Source organism: Pseudomonas sp. R3-57 (genome assembly GCF_051132065.1).
Taxonomy (GTDB): Bacteria; Pseudomonadota; Gammaproteobacteria; order Pseudomonadales; family Pseudomonadaceae; genus Aquipseudomonas.
Genome location: NZ_CP071655.1, coordinates 1,047,701 through 1,063,779 on the forward strand (window position 1 = coordinate 1,047,701; position 16,079 = coordinate 1,063,779).

Sequence of the window (16,079 nt, forward strand, 5' to 3'; positions counted from 1 at the left end):
CGACTGACGGGTCTCGCAGCCGCTTCAGAAAAGCTCCGCAAGGCCGATGGCTAGGTTGTACGCCGCGTTCAACCCTGTCATTGGTGCTTTCCCATGTTCAATAAACGCTTGAAGCAAGAGCTGGCCGCTCTCCGTGAAGAACTCTCCAGCCTTGTGCAAGTGAAGGAAAGCCTGGAAAGCGAAATGCTGGCCCTGACCCTTGAGCCCGACGGGCGGATTCGTTCGGTCAACCAGAACTTCCTGGGCGAGATGCTTTACAAGAGCCAGGACCTGATCGGCCGGGCGCTCGAGGACATCGTCCCGGCCCACGTCAAAAACAACGAATTCCATCTGCGCTTCAAAAACGCAATGACCCGTGGCGAGCATTTTGCCGGTGCCGTGCGCCTGGTGCGCGGCAATGGCGAGGAGGCGTGGCTGCGCTCGATCGTCCAGCCGGTACGTTCCTCCGATGGCCGGATCAGGCATATTTCGTTCTACGCCAGCGACCTGACCCGCACCATCGAAGCCTCCCGCGAGCATGAAAACCTGATCGGCGCGCTGGTGCGCTCTACCGCCGTGATCGAATTCGATCTCAATGGCAACGTACTCACCGCCAACGATCGCTTTCTCAACGGCATGGGTTACAGCCTGACGCAGATCAAGGGTAAACATCACCGCACGTTCTGCGCGCCGGAGGAATACAACAGCGGCGAGTATCAGAACTTCTGGCGGCGCTTGAACAATGGCGAATTCGTCGCGGGTCGTTTCAAGCGTATCGACAGCCATGGCCGTGATGTCTGGCTGGAAGCGTCCTACAACCCGGTGGTCGATGCCAACGACAAACTGTACAAAGTGGTGAAGTTCGCCACGGTCATCACCGATCAGGTCAACCGCGAACAAGCCGTTGCCGACGCGGCCAGCATCGCTTACAGCACTTCGCAACAAACCGACAGCACTGCGCAACGTGGCACGACGGTGGTCACCGAAGCGGTCAACGTGATGCGCGACTTGTCGCGGCACATGCAAGCCGCCGGGGAGGGCATCGAAGCGCTCAACGAGCAGTCGCAGGTGATCGGCACCATCGTCAAAACCATCAGCGGCATTGCCGAACAGACCAACCTGCTGGCGCTCAACGCCGCGATCGAAGCTGCCCGTGCCGGTGAGCAGGGCCGGGGTTTTGCCGTGGTCGCCGACGAGGTGCGTCAACTGGCCTCGCGCACCAGCCAGGCGACCGAAGAGATCGTCACCGTGGTGCGGCAGAACCAGGAAATGGCCCGCAGTGCGGTGGCGCTGATGACCGACGGCAAGCTCCAGGCCGAGCAAGGCCTGGCGCTGGCGGCAGAGGCGGGGACGGTGATTGTCGAGATTCAGGACGGAGCACAGAAAGTCGTGGACGCGGTGGGGCAGTTTGCCAATCAGCTGTCTCGCTGACACCCTGCTGATCGTTCCCACGCTCTGCGTGGGAACGCCTCCGGGGACGCTCCGCGTTCCTTCGCCGGCGTGACGCAGAGCGTCACAGGATGCATTCCCACGCAGAGCGTGGGAACGATCACCGAAGTGCCACAGGTTCGGTGTTTCTTTAGTCGCAGCGCTACAATCGGCTCCTTTACCCGCGGAGCAGACCCCATGAGCGATTCCCACCGCCGCCCGGTACCCTTGAACAAAGCCTACCGCTTGCTCAATCACGGCCCGACCGTGCTGGTCAGCGCGGCCCACGACGGCCAGCGCAACATCATGGCTGCCGCCTGGGCCATGCCCCTTGATTTCGAACCGCCGAAAGTCGCCGTGGTGCTGGATAAGTCCACCTGGACCCGCCAGTTGCTCGAAGCCTCGGGCACCTTCGTACTTAACGTTCCTTGCGCCGATCAGGCCGACATCGTGCAAACCGTCGGCAACACCTCGGGGCTGGAAATTACCCAGAGCCAGGGGCGGGACAAATTTCAGGCCTGCGGTCTGCAAACCTTCATCGGCGAACAGGTCGCAGCGCCGCTGCTCGACGGCTGCGTCGCCTGGCTCGAATGCCGCCTGCTGCCGGAACCACGCAACCACCAGCAATACGACCTGTTCCTCGGCGAAGTCATCGCCGCCCATGCCGACGAACGCGTGTTCAGCGACGGGCGCTGGCATTTCGAAGGGCATGACGGTTTGCGCACGCTGCACCATGTTGCCGGGGGGCATTTTTTGAAGATTGGTGATGCGGTGGATGGCAAGACGCTAGAGGTTTAAGCAGCGTTGATGGAAATCCGTCAGCGGATGTAGCAAGGTATAAGACTCACCTTATTTCAGGCGCCTGAATCATGGACTTTTCCGCTGCCGGTTATCTCGCCCCGCTGTTGTCGCTGGCGCTGTTGTGGACTGTTGCCGTGGTCACGCCCGGCCCGAATTTTTTCAACATCGCTCAGTTGGCGGCGAGTCAGTCGCGTCGGCATGGTGTGGTGGCGGCGCTGGGCGTGGCGACCGGCACGGTGCTGTGGGGGCTCGCGGGTGGCTTGGGAATCAAAACACTGTTCAGCGTTGCGCCGGCGCTTTATCTCGGCTTCAAGATCGCCGGCGGTTGCTACCTGATTTATCTGGGATTAAAGCAATTCAAGCGCAAGGCAGCGATTGCTCCCGGTGAGCCCGCGGCAACCCACCAGACCTATCTCAGCGTTTACGCTCGCGGTTTGCTCGGCAATATGACCAACCCGAAATCGGCACTGTTCGTCACCACCATCTTCGCCACCGCCATGCCGGCTCACGTATCGCCGCTCTTGCTGGCGCTGGCCGTGCTGACCATGGCCACATTGTCCTTCAGTTGGTATTGCTGCGTTGCACTGTTCTTCGCCAGCCGCCGGGTTGCCGGTGTTTACGAGCGGTCACGGCAGTGGCTGGATCGGTTGGCGGGTGGGTGCTATTTGTTGTTTGGGGCGCATTTAGTGGCGAATCGTTGAAGGCGATTGAGGGACACGCGGATAAAAAAGGCCAACCACCCGCTAAGCCTTTTCTTTTTGCATCGTAGCCTCAGTCACCCAACGCTTCGCCTTCACGCCGTGGATCGGCACCACCCTCCAACAACACTATCCCTTTGGCATCCTTGATCCGCACGATGGCCTGAGTACCGCTGGTCATGTCGATTTCGCTCACGGTATGCCCTTTGTCTTTCAGTGCCTGTACCAGCGCCGGGCTGAATTGGCCTTGTTCCAGTTCGGTCGGGCCGTTGCGGCTGCCGAAGTTGGGCAGGCTGATCGCGCGTTGTGCGTCGAGGTTCCAGTCGAGCAGGCCGAGGGTGGTCTTGGCCACGTATTCGATGATTTGCGAACCGCCAGGCGAGCCGACCGTGGCGACGAATTCGCCGCTCTGGCGATCAAAGATCAGGGTCGGCGCCATCGACGAGCGCGGGCGTTTGCCGGGTTCGACGCGGTTGGCGACTTTCTGACCGTTCTCTTCGGGGATGAACGAGAAATCGGTCATCTGGTTATTGAGCAGAAAGCCCTGAACCATCAGGTGTGAGCCGAATGCGGCTTCGATGGTGGTGGTCATCGACACCGCGCCGCCGAGGTCATCCACCGCGACCACTTGCGAGGTGGAGATGCGCAACGGCGAACGATCCGGCGCGTAGGCCACCTGTACGCCCGGCGGTGTGCCCGGTTTGGCAGTGCCCATGCTGCGTTCGCCGATCAGGCTGGCGCGGCTGGCCAGATAATTCGGGTCGACCAGACCTTTGACCGGCACCGGTACGAAGTCGGTGTCCGCGACATATTGCGCGCGGTCGGCGTAGGCCAGCCGTCCGGCTTCGGCGATCAAATGCACGGCTTGCGGATCCGGTTCAATGCCGGCCGGTTTGTTGCTCTTGACCGGTTTGAGCGGTGTCAGCGAAAGGCGCGGATCACGGGTTTCCAGCGCCTGCAACGTGCCGAGGATCTGCGCCACGGCAATCCCGCCCGACGACGGTGGCGGCATGCCGCACACCTGCCAGCGCTTGTAGTCCGTGCACAGCGGCGCACGCTCCTTGGCCTGATAGCGTCGCAGATCGGTCAGCGACAGGCTGCCCGGGTTGGCGTGACGCTGGACCTTGGCGACGATTTCCTCAGCGATCGGACCCTTGTAAAACGCGTCTGCACCTTCATTGGCGATGCGCTTGAGCACTGCGGCCAATGCCGGATTTTGCAGGCGCGTGCCGACGGCTTTGACGCTGCCATCGCTGTTCAAAAAGTAGGCGGCCATGTCGGGCGACTGACCCAGCGCCGAATCGGCGGCAAGCAGCGAATACAGGCGTGGCGAAATCGTGAAACCCTGTTCGGCCAGTTTGATCGCCGGCTCGAACAACCTGGCCCACGGCAGGTGGCCGTGTTGTTTGTGAGCCAGCTCTAGCGCACGCAACACACCCGGCGTGCCGACCGACCGGCCGCCAATCTGCGCCTGAGCGAAGGCCATTGGCTTGCCGTCCGCTTGCAGAAACAGCTTCTCGGTAGCGCCGGCCGGCGCCGTTTCGCGACCGTCATAGGTGCGCACCTGTTTACCGTCCCACAACACGATCATCGCCCCGCCGCCAATCCCGGACGACTGCGGCTCGACCAGCGTCAGCACCGCCTGCATCGCAATCGCTGCATCGATCGCCGAACCACCCTGACGCAGCATCTCGCGACCGGCTTCAGCAGCCAGAGGGTTGGCGGCAGCGGCCATGTGCTTGCTGGCGTGGCGAGTTTGCAGATCGTTGCGGTAACCGGAAGCCGCTTCTGGTGCCAGCGGCAACATCGAGGAGGGCGGGGCGTTGCACGCGGTGAGGGTCAGGGCACTGATAAGCAGCGTCAGAACTGGCAGGCGAAAGCGGCTCAAGGGCAGGGTTGCAAACACGCGGGCTCTCCGTCCGTGGGATAGAAGTGTTGAGGGACTTTATCGACCGCTCGGTCGCGACGCAAACCGGGTGAGGATCTGATCCTTGGTCAAAGTGTTTCGGAATCACTCGGGCTTCTCGTAATGGGCTCAGTCAAATCAAAGGTTTTGTACTTGTAGTACTCCGCTCTGGGTTGGTATTGGCCATTCATTTCTCCTACAGACTTTTCAGGTCGACAACCTACGCACCCTTGCCTGAGGATGTTTTCTATTGAATTCCCCAGGATGGATTTCAGGTAGAGGGACAAGTCCGTTGTTATTCAACTCCATTTCCAGTCGGCGATTGTCATGAGTGTTTCCAATGAGGAGGACCGCGCTTTTCTGGTGGCGATGGGCAGTCGCATTGCTCACTTACGCACAGTGCACGAGATCACACAGACTCGGTTTGCACGGGCGTTAGGTCTTTCCCGGCAGACCTTTCAGGGTTACGAAGAGGGCACGCGCAGCATGCCGGTCACGACACTGGTGAAGATGGCATTTGCGCTTCGCGTTCCTGTTGAAGAGCTGCTCGGGGTTCCCTCGTACACGGAAACGCCCAGACGCAGCTTGACCTCGACCTGGTATCGACGGCTGCAGTCCATCAATGAGCTGCCGAAAGTCCAGCAGAAGGTCGTAGCGCAGATGCTCGATGCGCTGATCGCACAAGCAACGAGCAAGACAAGCAACGGAGAAGGAGAAGGAGAAGGAGAAGGAGAAGTTTGAAGTAACTCAAAGAACGCGGAACCAAGGTGCTACCAACACTTTGGCCCCGCTAACCACAAGCAGCTAAGAAGGAGCTAATTATGGCTAAGGCCGATCATACGTCATCAACCCCTATCACTGAACGCCGGTTGAAAATCGCCGCAGACTTTTACCCGGTCCACATAAAGGATCAACCTCACAGCCCCGCCAAACCGGTGCCCTGGATCAGGCTACGCGGACTGTGGTTAAGACAGGCAGGATTCGAGGTGAACGAGAACGTGAAAGTCCGTGTGATGAAAGGTTGTCTGGTGATTACTGCGGAATAGCAAACAACCAAAGAATGCACCAACGCCGCTCGCATAAGAAAAGCGCCGCTACCCTTTATTGAATAGCGGCGCTTTGAACAGCGGTTTTTCGCTTACTTCTGTATCGATGTGCGAACTGTCAGCCTAAAGCAGTTGGTCACCGATCCATCCTATGGACTGACGGCTCACAGGTTCAAGGCGTTTCCAAGGGGGCAGGTATGAAGCCTTGCTCCCTGAGTGATTTGATGACTCCCCGAATCAGGTAATTGTTGGAAAACCCGATCGTGTACTGGCGCGCTCCGGTGGTCAGAGGTAACAGCATTCCCTGATCCACCAATTTCTTGATCAGATAGGTTCTCTGATTACTCGAGTGTTTGGTTAGTACTGCTGCCACATCAGCCGATTTTACTACCTTGTGTTTAATGGCTGCGGAGAGCACTAACTCCTCTGTTTCAGTGATCCATTCTCGCTCCCGAGCGAAGGCAATGGCAGGGAAGAGGATCGCTTTGGTGAGGTAGGCATAATTTGTAAGGCGGTCGACTTTTTCGAGTTCGTCACGAATCCCGACCAGTACGTAGGTACACCATTGCTCCAACCCTTCCTTTGTTCCTTTGTCAGCTGCTGCAAGCATCGTGTAATAGCGTTCACGGTCATTGCAAAACACAGCGGTAGGATTCAGTACGCGACCACCTGCATTGACGTTAAAGCCGTACTTCATTAGCAAGGCGTAAGTGAGCAGCCTGACCACCCGGCCATTGCCGTTGCCGAACGGGTGTATCCAGCCAAACCTGTGATGTGCTAGCGCGACCTTCATGAGGTCATATTTGGGAGAATCCTTTCGATTTACGAATTCGACGAGTTCCTCCATATATGCCTGCACCTGGATGAAGTCGGGTAGCAGGTGATCGGATTGCGAAATACTGACGCCGCCACTGCGATACGCGCCTGGTGTTTTGTCCCCTTCGCGCTGGAGGTCGTCGACTGTCATCGCATGCAGCTCTCGAATCGTATGTTCGGTCAGCTCGGCGCCCGGCTCCATGACTTGCTCGATGTAATCCATCGCTTTCTCAATATTGGCGACCTCCCGCAACTGATCCGTGTCGCGGGCCTTACCCTCTACTTTGCTGTCGATGTAATCCGCGAGGGTGGTGTGGTTGCCCTCAATGCGCGCCGAGCCAAGGCTTTCCAAGGCGTGGAACAGCGATTTGAGCTGGTAGAACACCTGTGGCGGGGTATCTCCTTCGAGCCTTAAGCGACGCAAGTGCTCCAGCTCACTCAAGACATCAACCAAATCAGAGTCAAAGGATGGATTGAGCAGCGCCAGATCGTGATGGTTGAATTCGGCCATGATAATAACTATCTCAAAAATCGGCTTTGGTTATCTAAAATTATCCTGCGGAAAAGCCAGTATTTATCGGATTTAAACCGGTTGGTGAGATTAGCACTATCTTGAATTGGGGATTTGTCTATATGGGAAAGGGCGAGGTGAAAATTGGAAAACGATGTTTCACGACTATTGCGAGCCCTTTCGATCCGGGCAGATTGGCTGCTTTTTGCCAAGCGTCGATTGCTAGCCATTACTGAGCCACGATCGAAACCCATAATTCTGTGAGGACACAAGCTGGCTGGTTTATTTCAGCCATAAAAAAACGGCCTACCTTTCGGTAAGCCGTTTTTAGTACTTGGTGGCTACACAGGGACTTGAACCCCGGACCCCAGCATTATGAATGCTATGCTCTAACCAACTGAGCTATGTAGCCAAGTGGCGCGCATTATTCCCCTGAAATGGAAAAGCGTCAAGCGTAAATCCAAAATATTTCTTCTTATTTTCAACCGCTTAACCTCCGGCCCCGAAAATCGGGGCCGGGGAGGGTGTCAGCGCAGGCGGAATCTGGCGGTATTGGCGCTCAAGGCTTCGCTGCCCTGGCTCAAGGTGTCCGCCGCAATGTTCACCGCCCGCGCGCCTTCGAGCAAACGCACCGCCGCTTGATCGACCTGCTGGATGTTGCCGCTGACCTCATCGGCCGTGCTCGCCTGCTCCTCAACCGCCGTGGCGATCTGCGCCAGGGTGTCAGTGACGCTCTGCACGGCGCTGGCAATTTCGCCCAGGCGTTCACCGAGGCCGGTGACGGCGGCGGCATCCGATTGCGCCTGGCCGCAGGCGGCCTCCATCAGGCTGACTGCTTCGTTGACCGTGGCGCGCAGGCTATCGACGGTGCCGGCGATCTGTGCGGTGGACGACTGGGTGCGTTGTGACAGGCTGCGCACTTCGTCAGCGACCACGGCAAAGCCGCGGCCCTGTTCACCGGCACGTGCGGCTTCGATCGCCGCGTTGAGTGCGAGCAGGTTGGTTTGCTCGGCGACGCCGCGAATGGTGTCGACGACCATTTGGATCTGCTGGCCTTGTTCGCTGACCCGGCCCAATGCTGCGGCGGTGTCGTTCAAGCGCTGATTGAGTTGCTGAATGCTCGCCGTGGTGCGCTGGCTGTCGCGGCTGCTGTCGGCGGCGATGCGCCGGGTGTGCTGGGCGCTGCCGGAGGCTTGCTCGCAGCTCTGCGCCACACCTTGCGAAGTCGCGGCCAGTTGCGTGGCCGCTGCGGCGATCTGGCTGATCTGCAATTGCTGCGCCTCGACTTCGCTGAGCGCACCGCTGGAATGGTCGTTGAGGCTGCGCACGGCGTTGCTCAGTTGCGAGGTCTCGTGATCGACACCGAGCATGCTGCTGCGCAATTGCACCACGGCCACGTTGAGCGCGGTGCTGATGGCCGCCAACTCATCACGGCCGACCACCGGCACTTGCAGGCTCAGGTTGCCGTCCCGTAGGGCTTCGGCGAGCAGGGTGATGCCGCTGGCGCTGCGCCGGATCGAGGCTTGCAGGCAGATGAACAGATACAGCGCGGCCAGCAGCAAGCAACCGAAAATCGCCGCGACCAGGATGAACTGACGGATCGCCGAGCTGTGATAAGCGTCGAGCCGTTGATCCAGCGACACCAGCGATTGCTGGCGCAAGGACGCGAGGTCGGTCAGCAGGGCGTCGAGGCTGCGCTCGAAGTCTTCCGGTTTCAGATTGATGCTGCCGCCGAACACGCCGTCGTCGAGCACCTTCAAGCCGCTGTCGAGGTGTTTGAGGCTGTCGTGGTACTGACTGGCCCAGCTCTGCTGGTCCTTCGGCAGGCGTGCTTCGAGCAGCGTGGCGGTTTTGACCAGTTGCTCGCGGGCGTCGCCGATGCGGCTGCGCAGATCGCGCAGTTGCAAGCGACTCTGCAGGGTGAACTGGCCGGAGACCACCGAGGCCTGGCCGACGGCGGCGAGGCGTCCGACCCGCTCGATCAGGTCGGGCGCGTGCTGGGTGGAAATCTGCGTGAGCAAGTAGGTTTCCAGCCACGGAGCGAGGGTCAGGCGATTGTCCATGACGATCTGCTCGCGTAGCGCTTGCAGGGCGCTGAGGGCGTTGGTGAATCGATCGTAGCCGTCTGGCCACCAGCCGACGCTGCTGAGGCTTTTCGAATCCAGACCATTGAGTGCGGTTTGCAGCGCTTGATAGCGGGTGAGGGTTTCGCCTTGTGCGCCTTCGTTTTTCAGGGCGTTTCCCAAATCCGTCGTGGCTTGCTGTACGGCCGGTTGTACGGCGTCAAACGCGCCCATCGCGGCGAGAGTGGCCGGCGTCGGTTGGCGATTGGTTTCCGTGGCGCGCCAGCGGGCCGCGCGGTCGCGTTGCGCGGCGAGCAGGTTGTCGAGCGCATCCAGCGCCAGCAATTGGCGCACGCCGGCGCGTTCGCCGGCAATCAGATTGAGCTTTTCGCGATAGTCCTGGCCGATCATCAACAGGCTACCGGCCAACGGCAGAATGAACAGCAGAAACAACAGTTGGAATTTACGTGCGAAGCCAAATCGCCCTAGCAATTTGATCCCCGGCGAAAGAAAAGCCTGCATGCCCCATGACTCCCCCGGACACCACGCACCATTGGCGTGCATCGCAGTCGTTCGACTTTGATGTTGTGCCCTGCTAAAAGGCCTCGAAAGTTCACTGTTGCCCGCTCTGTAGGCCGGCTCTGTAGCGAAACTTCCCATTGTCGGTCGTCTTTGTAAGGCGGCCGCGTTCAAGCAGAGAAGCAAGGCAAGATTCAGACCATGGCGTTGCGCTATCACCTTGCAGTCGACGATCCGTCAGTTAGTTAGCTGGCTAAGGGGATAGCGCAGATGCACCGAAAAATGGCACATTGACGCACCTGCCTGCGGGCACCCCTCTGCTGTCCGGAAACTTCCATGGCTATCAGCAACGCTCAGACCGCCGCTGCCTCGGCGACCGCTGCTCCACAGAGCAGCCCTTTGGTGATGCGCATCATCGGCGCGGTGGCGCTGGCGCATTTGATCAACGACCTGATTCAGTCAGTGCTGCCGTCGATCTATCCGATGCTTAAGGCCAGTTACGGCCTGACGTTTACCCAGGTCGGCCTGATCACTTTGACTTTCCAATTGACGGCGTCGCTGTTGCAGCCGTGGGTGGGTTATCACACGGATCGACACCCGAAACCCTGGCTGCTGCCGGCCGGTTCGATCTGCACGCTGATTGGCATCGTGATGATGTCGATGGTCGGCAGCTTTCCTTTGATTCTGCTGGCGGCGGCGCTGATCGGTATCGGTTCGTCAACGTTCCACCCCGAAGCCTCGCGGATTGCGCGACTGGCTTCGGGTGGGCGTTACGGTCTGGCGCAATCGACCTTTCAGGTCGGCGGCAACGCCGGTTCCGCGTTCGGGCCGTTGCTGGCGGCGGCGATCATCATTCCGTTCGGTCAGGGCAACGTCGCGTGGTTCGGCCTGTTCGCGGTGTTTGCGCTGTTCGTGCTGTACCGCATCAGCCGCTGGTACGCCCATCACTTGAACCTGTTCAAGCTCAAGGCCGGCCAGGCGCCGACTCACGGCTTGTCGAAAGGCAGGGTGATCAGCGCGCTGGTGGTGCTGGGGCTGTTGGTGTTTTCCAAGTATTTCTACATGGCCAGCCTAACCAGCTATTTCACCTTTTACCTGATCGAGAAATTCGACTTGTCGGTGGCCAGTTCGCAATTGCACCTGTTCCTGTTTCTCGGTGCAGTAGCGGCGGGGACGTTCTTCGGCGGGCCGATCGGCGACAAGATCGGCCGAAAGGCAGTCATCTGGTTCTCGATCCTCGGCGTGGCGCCGTTCACTCTGCTGATGCCGCACGTCGACCTGTTCTGGACCAGCGTGCTCAGCGTGGTGATCGGTTTCATTCTGGCTTCGGCGTTCTCGGCTATCGTCGTGTACGCGCAGGAACTGGTGCCGGGCAATGTCGGGATGATCGCCGGGGTGTTCTTCGGTTTGATGTTTGGTTTCGGCGGTATTGGTGCGGCGTTGCTCGGGCATCTGGCGGATATACACGGGATTGAGTACGTGTATTTCCTGTGTTCGTTTTTGCCCTTGTTCGGGGTGCTGGCGATTTTCCTGCCGCGCACGAAAAAGGCGTGATTCCCACATAGATCCAATTGTAGGAGTGAGCCTGCTCGCGATAGCGTTCTCTCAGCTACAGATGTGCTGACTGACATACCGCTATCGCGAGCAGGCTCACTCCTACAGGGAAATGTGTTGGGCTATGAATTTCAGGCACAAAAAAGCCGCGTATCAAACGCGGCTTTTTCTTGTGCCGGTGCTGCTTAGACGTTGAAGCGGAAGTGCATCACGTCGCCGTCCTTGACGATGTATTCCTTGCCTTCCAGACGCCATTTGCCGGCCTCTTTGGCACCGGCTTCGCCCTTGTACTGGATGAAGTCGTTGTAGGCGATGACTTCGGCGCGGATGAAGCCTTTTTCGAAGTCGGTGTGAATCACGCCAGCGGCTTGCGGGGCGGTGGCACCGACCTTGACGGTCCAGGCGCGGACTTCTTCGACACCGGCGGTGAAGTAGGTCTGCAGGTGCAGCATTTCGTAGCCGGCGCGGATCACACGATTCAGGCCCGGCTCTTCCAGGCCCAGGGCCTCAAGGAACATGTCCTTTTCTTCGCCGTCGTCGAGTTCGGCGATTTCCGCTTCGATCTTGTTGCAGACCGGCACGACCATGGCGCCTTCTTCTTCGGCGATGGCGCGAACCACGTCCAGGTGCGGGTTGTTGTCGAAGCCGTCTTCAGCGACGTTGGCGATGTACATGACCGGCTTGGTGGTCAGCAGGTGGAAGCCCTTGATCACTGCCTTTTCGTCAGTGCTCATGTTCTTCATCAGGCTGCGCGCCGGTTTGGCTTCGGTGAAGTGCGCGATCAGTTGCTCCAGCAGCGCCTTCTGAACCACGGCGTCCTTGTCACCGCCCTTGGCGTTGCGCGCGACTTTCTGCAGTTGCTTCTCGCAGCTGTCGAGGTCGGCGAAGATCAGTTCCAGGTCGATGATTTCGATGTCGCGCTTGGGGTCGACGCTGTTGGAAACGTGGATCACGTTTTCGTCTTCGAAGCAGCGCACGACGTGAGCGATCGCGTCGGTTTCGCGGATGTTGGCGAGGAACTTGTTGCCCAGGCCTTCACCTTTCGAGGCGCCGGCCACCAGGCCTGCGATGTCGACGAATTCCATGGTGGTCGGCAGGATGCGCTTCGGATTGACGATTTCCGCCAGTGCTTGCAGGCGCGGATCCGGCATTGCCACGATGCCACTGTTCGGCTCGATGGTGCAGAAGGGGAAGTTTTCGGCCGCGATACCGGACTTGGTCAGGGCGTTGAACAGGGTGGACTTGCCGACGTTAGGCAGGCCGACGATGCCGCAATTGAATCCCATGGTGTTTCCCCTCGGGTAAAAGTCAGGCCTTCTGGCTGTGCAGGTTTTTCATCGCGCGGTTCCATTCCCCGGCGAGGATATCCGGCAGCACGCCGAGGGCAAAGTCGATGCTGGCATCGAGTTTTTCCTGTTCGGCGCGTGGCGCACGACCCAGGACGAAATTTGAAACCATACTGGCAACGCCCGGGTGGCCAATGCCAAGCCGCAGGCGGTAGAACGTATTCTGATTGCCCAGTTGCGCAATGATGTCGCGCAACCCGTTGTGACCGCCATGGCCGCCGCCCTGCTTGAGCTTGGCAACGCCCGGAGGCAAGTCGAGTTCGTCGTGCGCCACGAGGATTTCTTCAGGCTTGATGCGAAAGAAACCGGCGAGTGCCGCTACGGCCTGGCCGCTGCGGTTCATGTAGGTCGTGGGAATCAGCAGACGAACATCCTGACCCTGATGCGAATAGCGCCCGGTCAGGCCGAAATATTTGCGATCGGCCACCAGATTCACGTTCTGGGCGTGGGCGATGCGCTCAACAAAAAGGGCCCCTGCGTTATGCCGGGTCTGGTCGTATTCAGCGCCTGGATTTCCCAGGCCAACGATCAGTTTGATGGCAGTCACGATAGGGGCCCTTCCTTTGAGTGGTGAATAACATCGCCGCAATCTGTGACAGCGGCGAAAGTGGACGAAAGATGCTCATTTACCATGAATGTAAACTCCGCGTTCTCGCCCGCTTTCTCGCTACGTTCCAGTCCGCGATGTTACTTGCTCACTCAGGCTGAACAGAGTGAATTACTCTGCTGCGCCTTCTTCGGTAGGTTCTGCAGCAACACGTGGAGCGTGGACGTTGGCAACAGCCTTGTCATCGCCGTGTGCCAGAGCAACGAACTCAACACCTTTAGGAGCTTTGAGGTCCGACAGGTGAATGATGGTGCCGATTTCTGCTTTCGACAGGTCGACTTCGATGAACTCAGGCAGGTCTTTCGGCAGGCAGGTCACTTCGATTTCAGCAACAACGTGCGAAACTTCGCCGCCTTTCTTCACTGGCGCTTCTTCGCCAACAAAGTGTACAGGCACGATGGCGGTCAGTTTCTGGCCGGCAACAACGCGTACGAAGTCAGCGTGCATCACGTGGCCTTTGGCCGGGTGACGCTGCAGAGCCTTGATGATGACGTTTTGCTTGGTGCCACCAACGTTCAGCTCGATGATGTGGCTGTAAGCCGCTTCGTTTTCGAGCAGTTTGGCAACTTCTTTGGCCAGCATGCTGATGGATTCAGGGGCTTTGTCGCCACCGTAAACTACAGCAGGAACCAGGCTTGCGAGACGACGCAGGCGGCGGCTCGCACCTTTCCCCAGGTCGGAACGCACTTCAGCATTCAGAGTAAAATCGTTCATTTTGTATCTCCAAAATAGCCATGACCGCGTGGCGTTTGCGACCAGCGCCGAGCACGGTATGGGCAAAAAAGCCCCGCCCCGGCAGAGATGCCGGGGCGGGGCGCTTTTCGTCAACGAAACATTTCGCGAAGGGCTGAGCCCTTAACGGAACATCGCGCTGATCGATTCTTCGTTGCTGATGCGGCGAACCGCCTCGGCAACAACCGGTGCGATATCCAGTTGACGGATACGCGCACAGGCTTGTGCTGCAGCGGACAGCGGGATGGTGTTGGTCACCACCAGCTCGTCCAGCACGGAATTTTCGATATTCTCGATGGCCCGACCCGACAGCACAGGGTGTGTGCAATAGGCAAAGACCTTGGCTGCGCCATGCTCTTTCAGGGCCTTGGCCGCGTGGCACAGGGTGCCGGCGGTATCGACCATGTCATCAACCAGAATACAGGTACGCCCCTGGACATCACCGATGATATGCATCACTTCAGAGTGATTGGCTTTCTCACGGCGTTTGTCGATGATCCCGAGATCGACACCCAGCGACTTGGCAACAGCCCGTGCACGCACGACGCCACCAATGTCCGGGGACACGATCATCAGGTTTTCGAAGCGCTGATCTTCAATGTCATCCACCAGAACCGGGGAGCCGTAGATGTTATCTACCGGAATATCGAAGAAGCCCTGAATCTGGTCAGCATGCAGATCAACCGTGAGAACACGGTCGATGCCGACTACGGTAAGCATGTCAGCGACGACTTTCGCGCTGATGGCCACACGTGCGGAACGCGGACGGCGATCCTGACGGGCATAACCAAAATAAGGAATAACAGCAGTGATACGAGTAGCCGAGGAGCGGCGGAAGGCATCAGCCATCACTACCAGTTCCATCAGGTTATCGTTGGTCGGAGCGCAAGTCGGCTGAATAATGAAGACGTCTTTACCACGAACGTTTTCATTGATCTCGGCTGTGATTTCGCCGTCGGAAAACTTGCCGACAGAGATGTCACCGAGAGGGATATGCAGCTGACGTACGACACGCCGAGCCAGATCGGGGTTAGCGTTCCCCGTAAAGACCATCATCTTGGACACGCGCAGTACCTAGAGGCTGAGGGTAACCTGGATGAGTAGAGAAAATGGCAGGGGCGGCTGGATTCGAACCAACGCATGGCAGGATCAAAACCTGCTGCCTTACCGCTTGGCGACGCCCCTGTATCTGTTGCATCAAGTGCCGAGCACCTGGTTCCTTTAGAGCAGACTTTGCAGCTTGCGGTGCAACATCGAAACGTTGCTGCCTTTGGCTACAAACCCTGTAAGGGTCTCTGTCAGAAGGGCCGAGACTTTATCAGCTTCAGCTTTGCTTGGGAAGCCCCCAAACACACAACTTCCAGTTCCGGTGAGTTTTGCTTCGGTAAATTTACCTAACAAATTCAATGCGTTACGTACTTCTGGATAACGCCTTGCAACCACCGGCAAGCAGTCATTTCGACTGTTTCCCTCGGGAACGGGGCGCACTTTAATGGGCGGTGTGTTACGTGTCAACAAAGGATCGGAAAAAATTTCTGCCGTACTAACAGAGACTTGCGGCACGAGTACCAGATACCACGGTTCTTCGGGGTCGACCGGGGTGAGTTTCTCGCCCACGCCCTCGGCGAACGCCGCGTGGCCACGCACGAAAACCGGCACGTCGGCGCCGAGTGTCAGGCCCAGCGCGGCCAGTCGGTCTTCATCCCAGCCCAACTGCCACAGGTGATTGAGGCCGAGCAATGTTGTCGCCGCATTCGAACTGCCGCCACCGATGCCGCCACCCATGGGCAGCACCTTGTCGATCCAGATGTCGATACCGAGCGTGCAACCGGAGTGTTGCTGAAGCATTTTCGCTGCGCGCACGATCAGGTTGCTGTCGTGGGGCACGCCGGCGAACTCGGTGTGCAGTCGAATCACGCCGTCATCGCGCACGGCGTAAGTGATTTCATCGCCGTAATCGACAAACTGAAACAGCGTCTGCAATTCGTGATAACCGTCGGCGCGGCGCCCGAGAATGTGCAGCATCAGGTTGAGTTTGGCCGGCGAGGGCAGGGTCAGGCGTGCAGCGGTCAT

General features: G+C 58.7%; 13 protein-coding genes, 2 tRNA genes and 2 pseudogenes. 7 read left to right on the top strand and 10 right to left on the bottom strand.

Translation table 11 applies throughout. From position 1 onward, the window contains the following. Positions 1 to 183: 183 nt before the first annotated feature. From J3P93_RS04880 to J3P93_RS04895, 4 genes and pseudogenes are all read left to right on the top strand, one after another. Positions 184 to 822, top strand: a pseudogene (locus J3P93_RS04880) (PAS domain-containing protein); the annotation flags it as partial. 150 nt (positions 823 to 972) lie between these two features. Further along, positions 973 to 1,410, top strand: a pseudogene (locus J3P93_RS04885) (methyl-accepting chemotaxis protein); the annotation flags it as partial. Between the two features lie 195 nt (positions 1,411 to 1,605). Beyond that, positions 1,606 to 2,205, top strand: a complete 600-nt coding sequence (locus J3P93_RS04890; protein WP_434595543.1) for a flavin reductase family protein — start codon at positions 1,606 to 1,608, stop codon at positions 2,203 to 2,205. A 71-nt stretch (positions 2,206 to 2,276) separates the two neighbouring features. Further along, a complete protein-coding gene (locus J3P93_RS04895) occupies positions 2,277 to 2,909 on the top strand; it encodes a LysE family translocator (protein WP_434595545.1) in 633 nt (210 codons plus the stop codon). Between the two features lie 70 nt (positions 2,910 to 2,979). On the opposite strand, the gene ggt is transcribed toward J3P93_RS04895, so the two are convergent. Next, a complete protein-coding gene (ggt, locus tag J3P93_RS04900) occupies positions 2,980 to 4,812 on the bottom strand; it encodes a gamma-glutamyltransferase (RefSeq protein ID WP_434595547.1) in 1,833 nt (610 codons plus the stop codon). A gap of 327 nt (positions 4,813 to 5,139) precedes the next feature. Between ggt and J3P93_RS04905 the strand changes: the two genes are divergently transcribed. Then, entirely contained in the window at positions 5,140 to 5,553 is a 414-nt protein-coding gene (locus J3P93_RS04905) for a helix-turn-helix domain-containing protein (protein ID WP_434595549.1), read from the top strand. A gap of 80 nt (positions 5,554 to 5,633) precedes the next feature. Next, complete coding sequence (locus J3P93_RS04910; protein ID WP_093098355.1) at positions 5,634 to 5,858, top strand: SymE family type I addiction module toxin; 225 nt, start codon at positions 5,634 to 5,636, stop codon at positions 5,856 to 5,858. 172 nt (positions 5,859 to 6,030) lie between these two features. On the opposite strand, the gene J3P93_RS04915 is transcribed toward J3P93_RS04910, so the two are convergent. From J3P93_RS04915 to J3P93_RS04925, 3 genes are all read right to left on the bottom strand, one after another. Beyond that, positions 6,031 to 7,185, bottom strand: a complete 1,155-nt coding sequence (locus J3P93_RS04915) for a Fic family protein (RefSeq protein WP_434595551.1) — start codon at positions 7,183 to 7,185, stop codon at positions 6,031 to 6,033. Between the two features lie 335 nt (positions 7,186 to 7,520). Then, positions 7,521 to 7,597, bottom strand: a tRNA-Met gene (locus J3P93_RS04920). 115 nt (positions 7,598 to 7,712) lie between these two features. Beyond that, positions 7,713 to 9,770 carry a methyl-accepting chemotaxis protein gene (locus J3P93_RS04925; protein ID WP_434595553.1) on the bottom strand — a complete coding sequence of 686 codons (2,058 nt, stop codon included), beginning with the start codon at positions 9,768 to 9,770 and terminating at the stop codon, positions 7,713 to 7,715. Between the two features lie 333 nt (positions 9,771 to 10,103). On the opposite strand from J3P93_RS04925, the gene J3P93_RS04930 reads away from it, so the two are divergent. Then, positions 10,104 to 11,321, top strand: a complete 1,218-nt coding sequence (locus tag J3P93_RS04930) for an MFS transporter (RefSeq protein ID WP_434595555.1) — start codon at positions 10,104 to 10,106, stop codon at positions 11,319 to 11,321. A 185-nt stretch (positions 11,322 to 11,506) separates the two neighbouring features. Here J3P93_RS04930 and ychF read toward each other — a convergent pair whose 3' ends face one another. The 6 genes from ychF to ispE form a co-directional block, all read right to left on the bottom strand. Beyond that, positions 11,507 to 12,607, bottom strand: a complete 1,101-nt coding sequence (ychF, locus tag J3P93_RS04935) for a redox-regulated ATPase YchF (RefSeq protein ID WP_203419478.1) — start codon at positions 12,605 to 12,607, stop codon at positions 11,507 to 11,509. Between the two features lie 22 nt (positions 12,608 to 12,629). Beyond that, positions 12,630 to 13,214: an aminoacyl-tRNA hydrolase gene (gene pth, locus J3P93_RS04940; RefSeq protein ID WP_008079560.1), complete on the bottom strand. Its 585-nt coding sequence runs from the start codon at positions 13,212 to 13,214 to the stop codon at positions 12,630 to 12,632. A 171-nt stretch (positions 13,215 to 13,385) separates the two neighbouring features. Continuing rightward, positions 13,386 to 13,988, bottom strand: a complete 603-nt coding sequence (locus J3P93_RS04945) for a 50S ribosomal protein L25/general stress protein Ctc (RefSeq protein ID WP_110602994.1) — start codon at positions 13,986 to 13,988, stop codon at positions 13,386 to 13,388. A gap of 141 nt (positions 13,989 to 14,129) precedes the next feature. Next, on the bottom strand, positions 14,130 to 15,071 hold the full coding sequence (locus J3P93_RS04950) for a ribose-phosphate pyrophosphokinase (protein WP_090286249.1): 942 nt from the start codon (positions 15,069 to 15,071) through the stop codon (positions 14,130 to 14,132). 45 nt (positions 15,072 to 15,116) lie between these two features. After that, positions 15,117 to 15,191: transfer RNA gene (locus tag J3P93_RS04955), tRNA-Gln, on the bottom strand. Between the two features lie 36 nt (positions 15,192 to 15,227). After that, on the bottom strand, positions 15,228 to 16,079 hold the full coding sequence (ispE, locus tag J3P93_RS04960) for a 4-(cytidine 5'-diphospho)-2-C-methyl-D-erythritol kinase (RefSeq protein WP_434595559.1): 852 nt from the start codon (positions 16,077 to 16,079) through the stop codon (positions 15,228 to 15,230).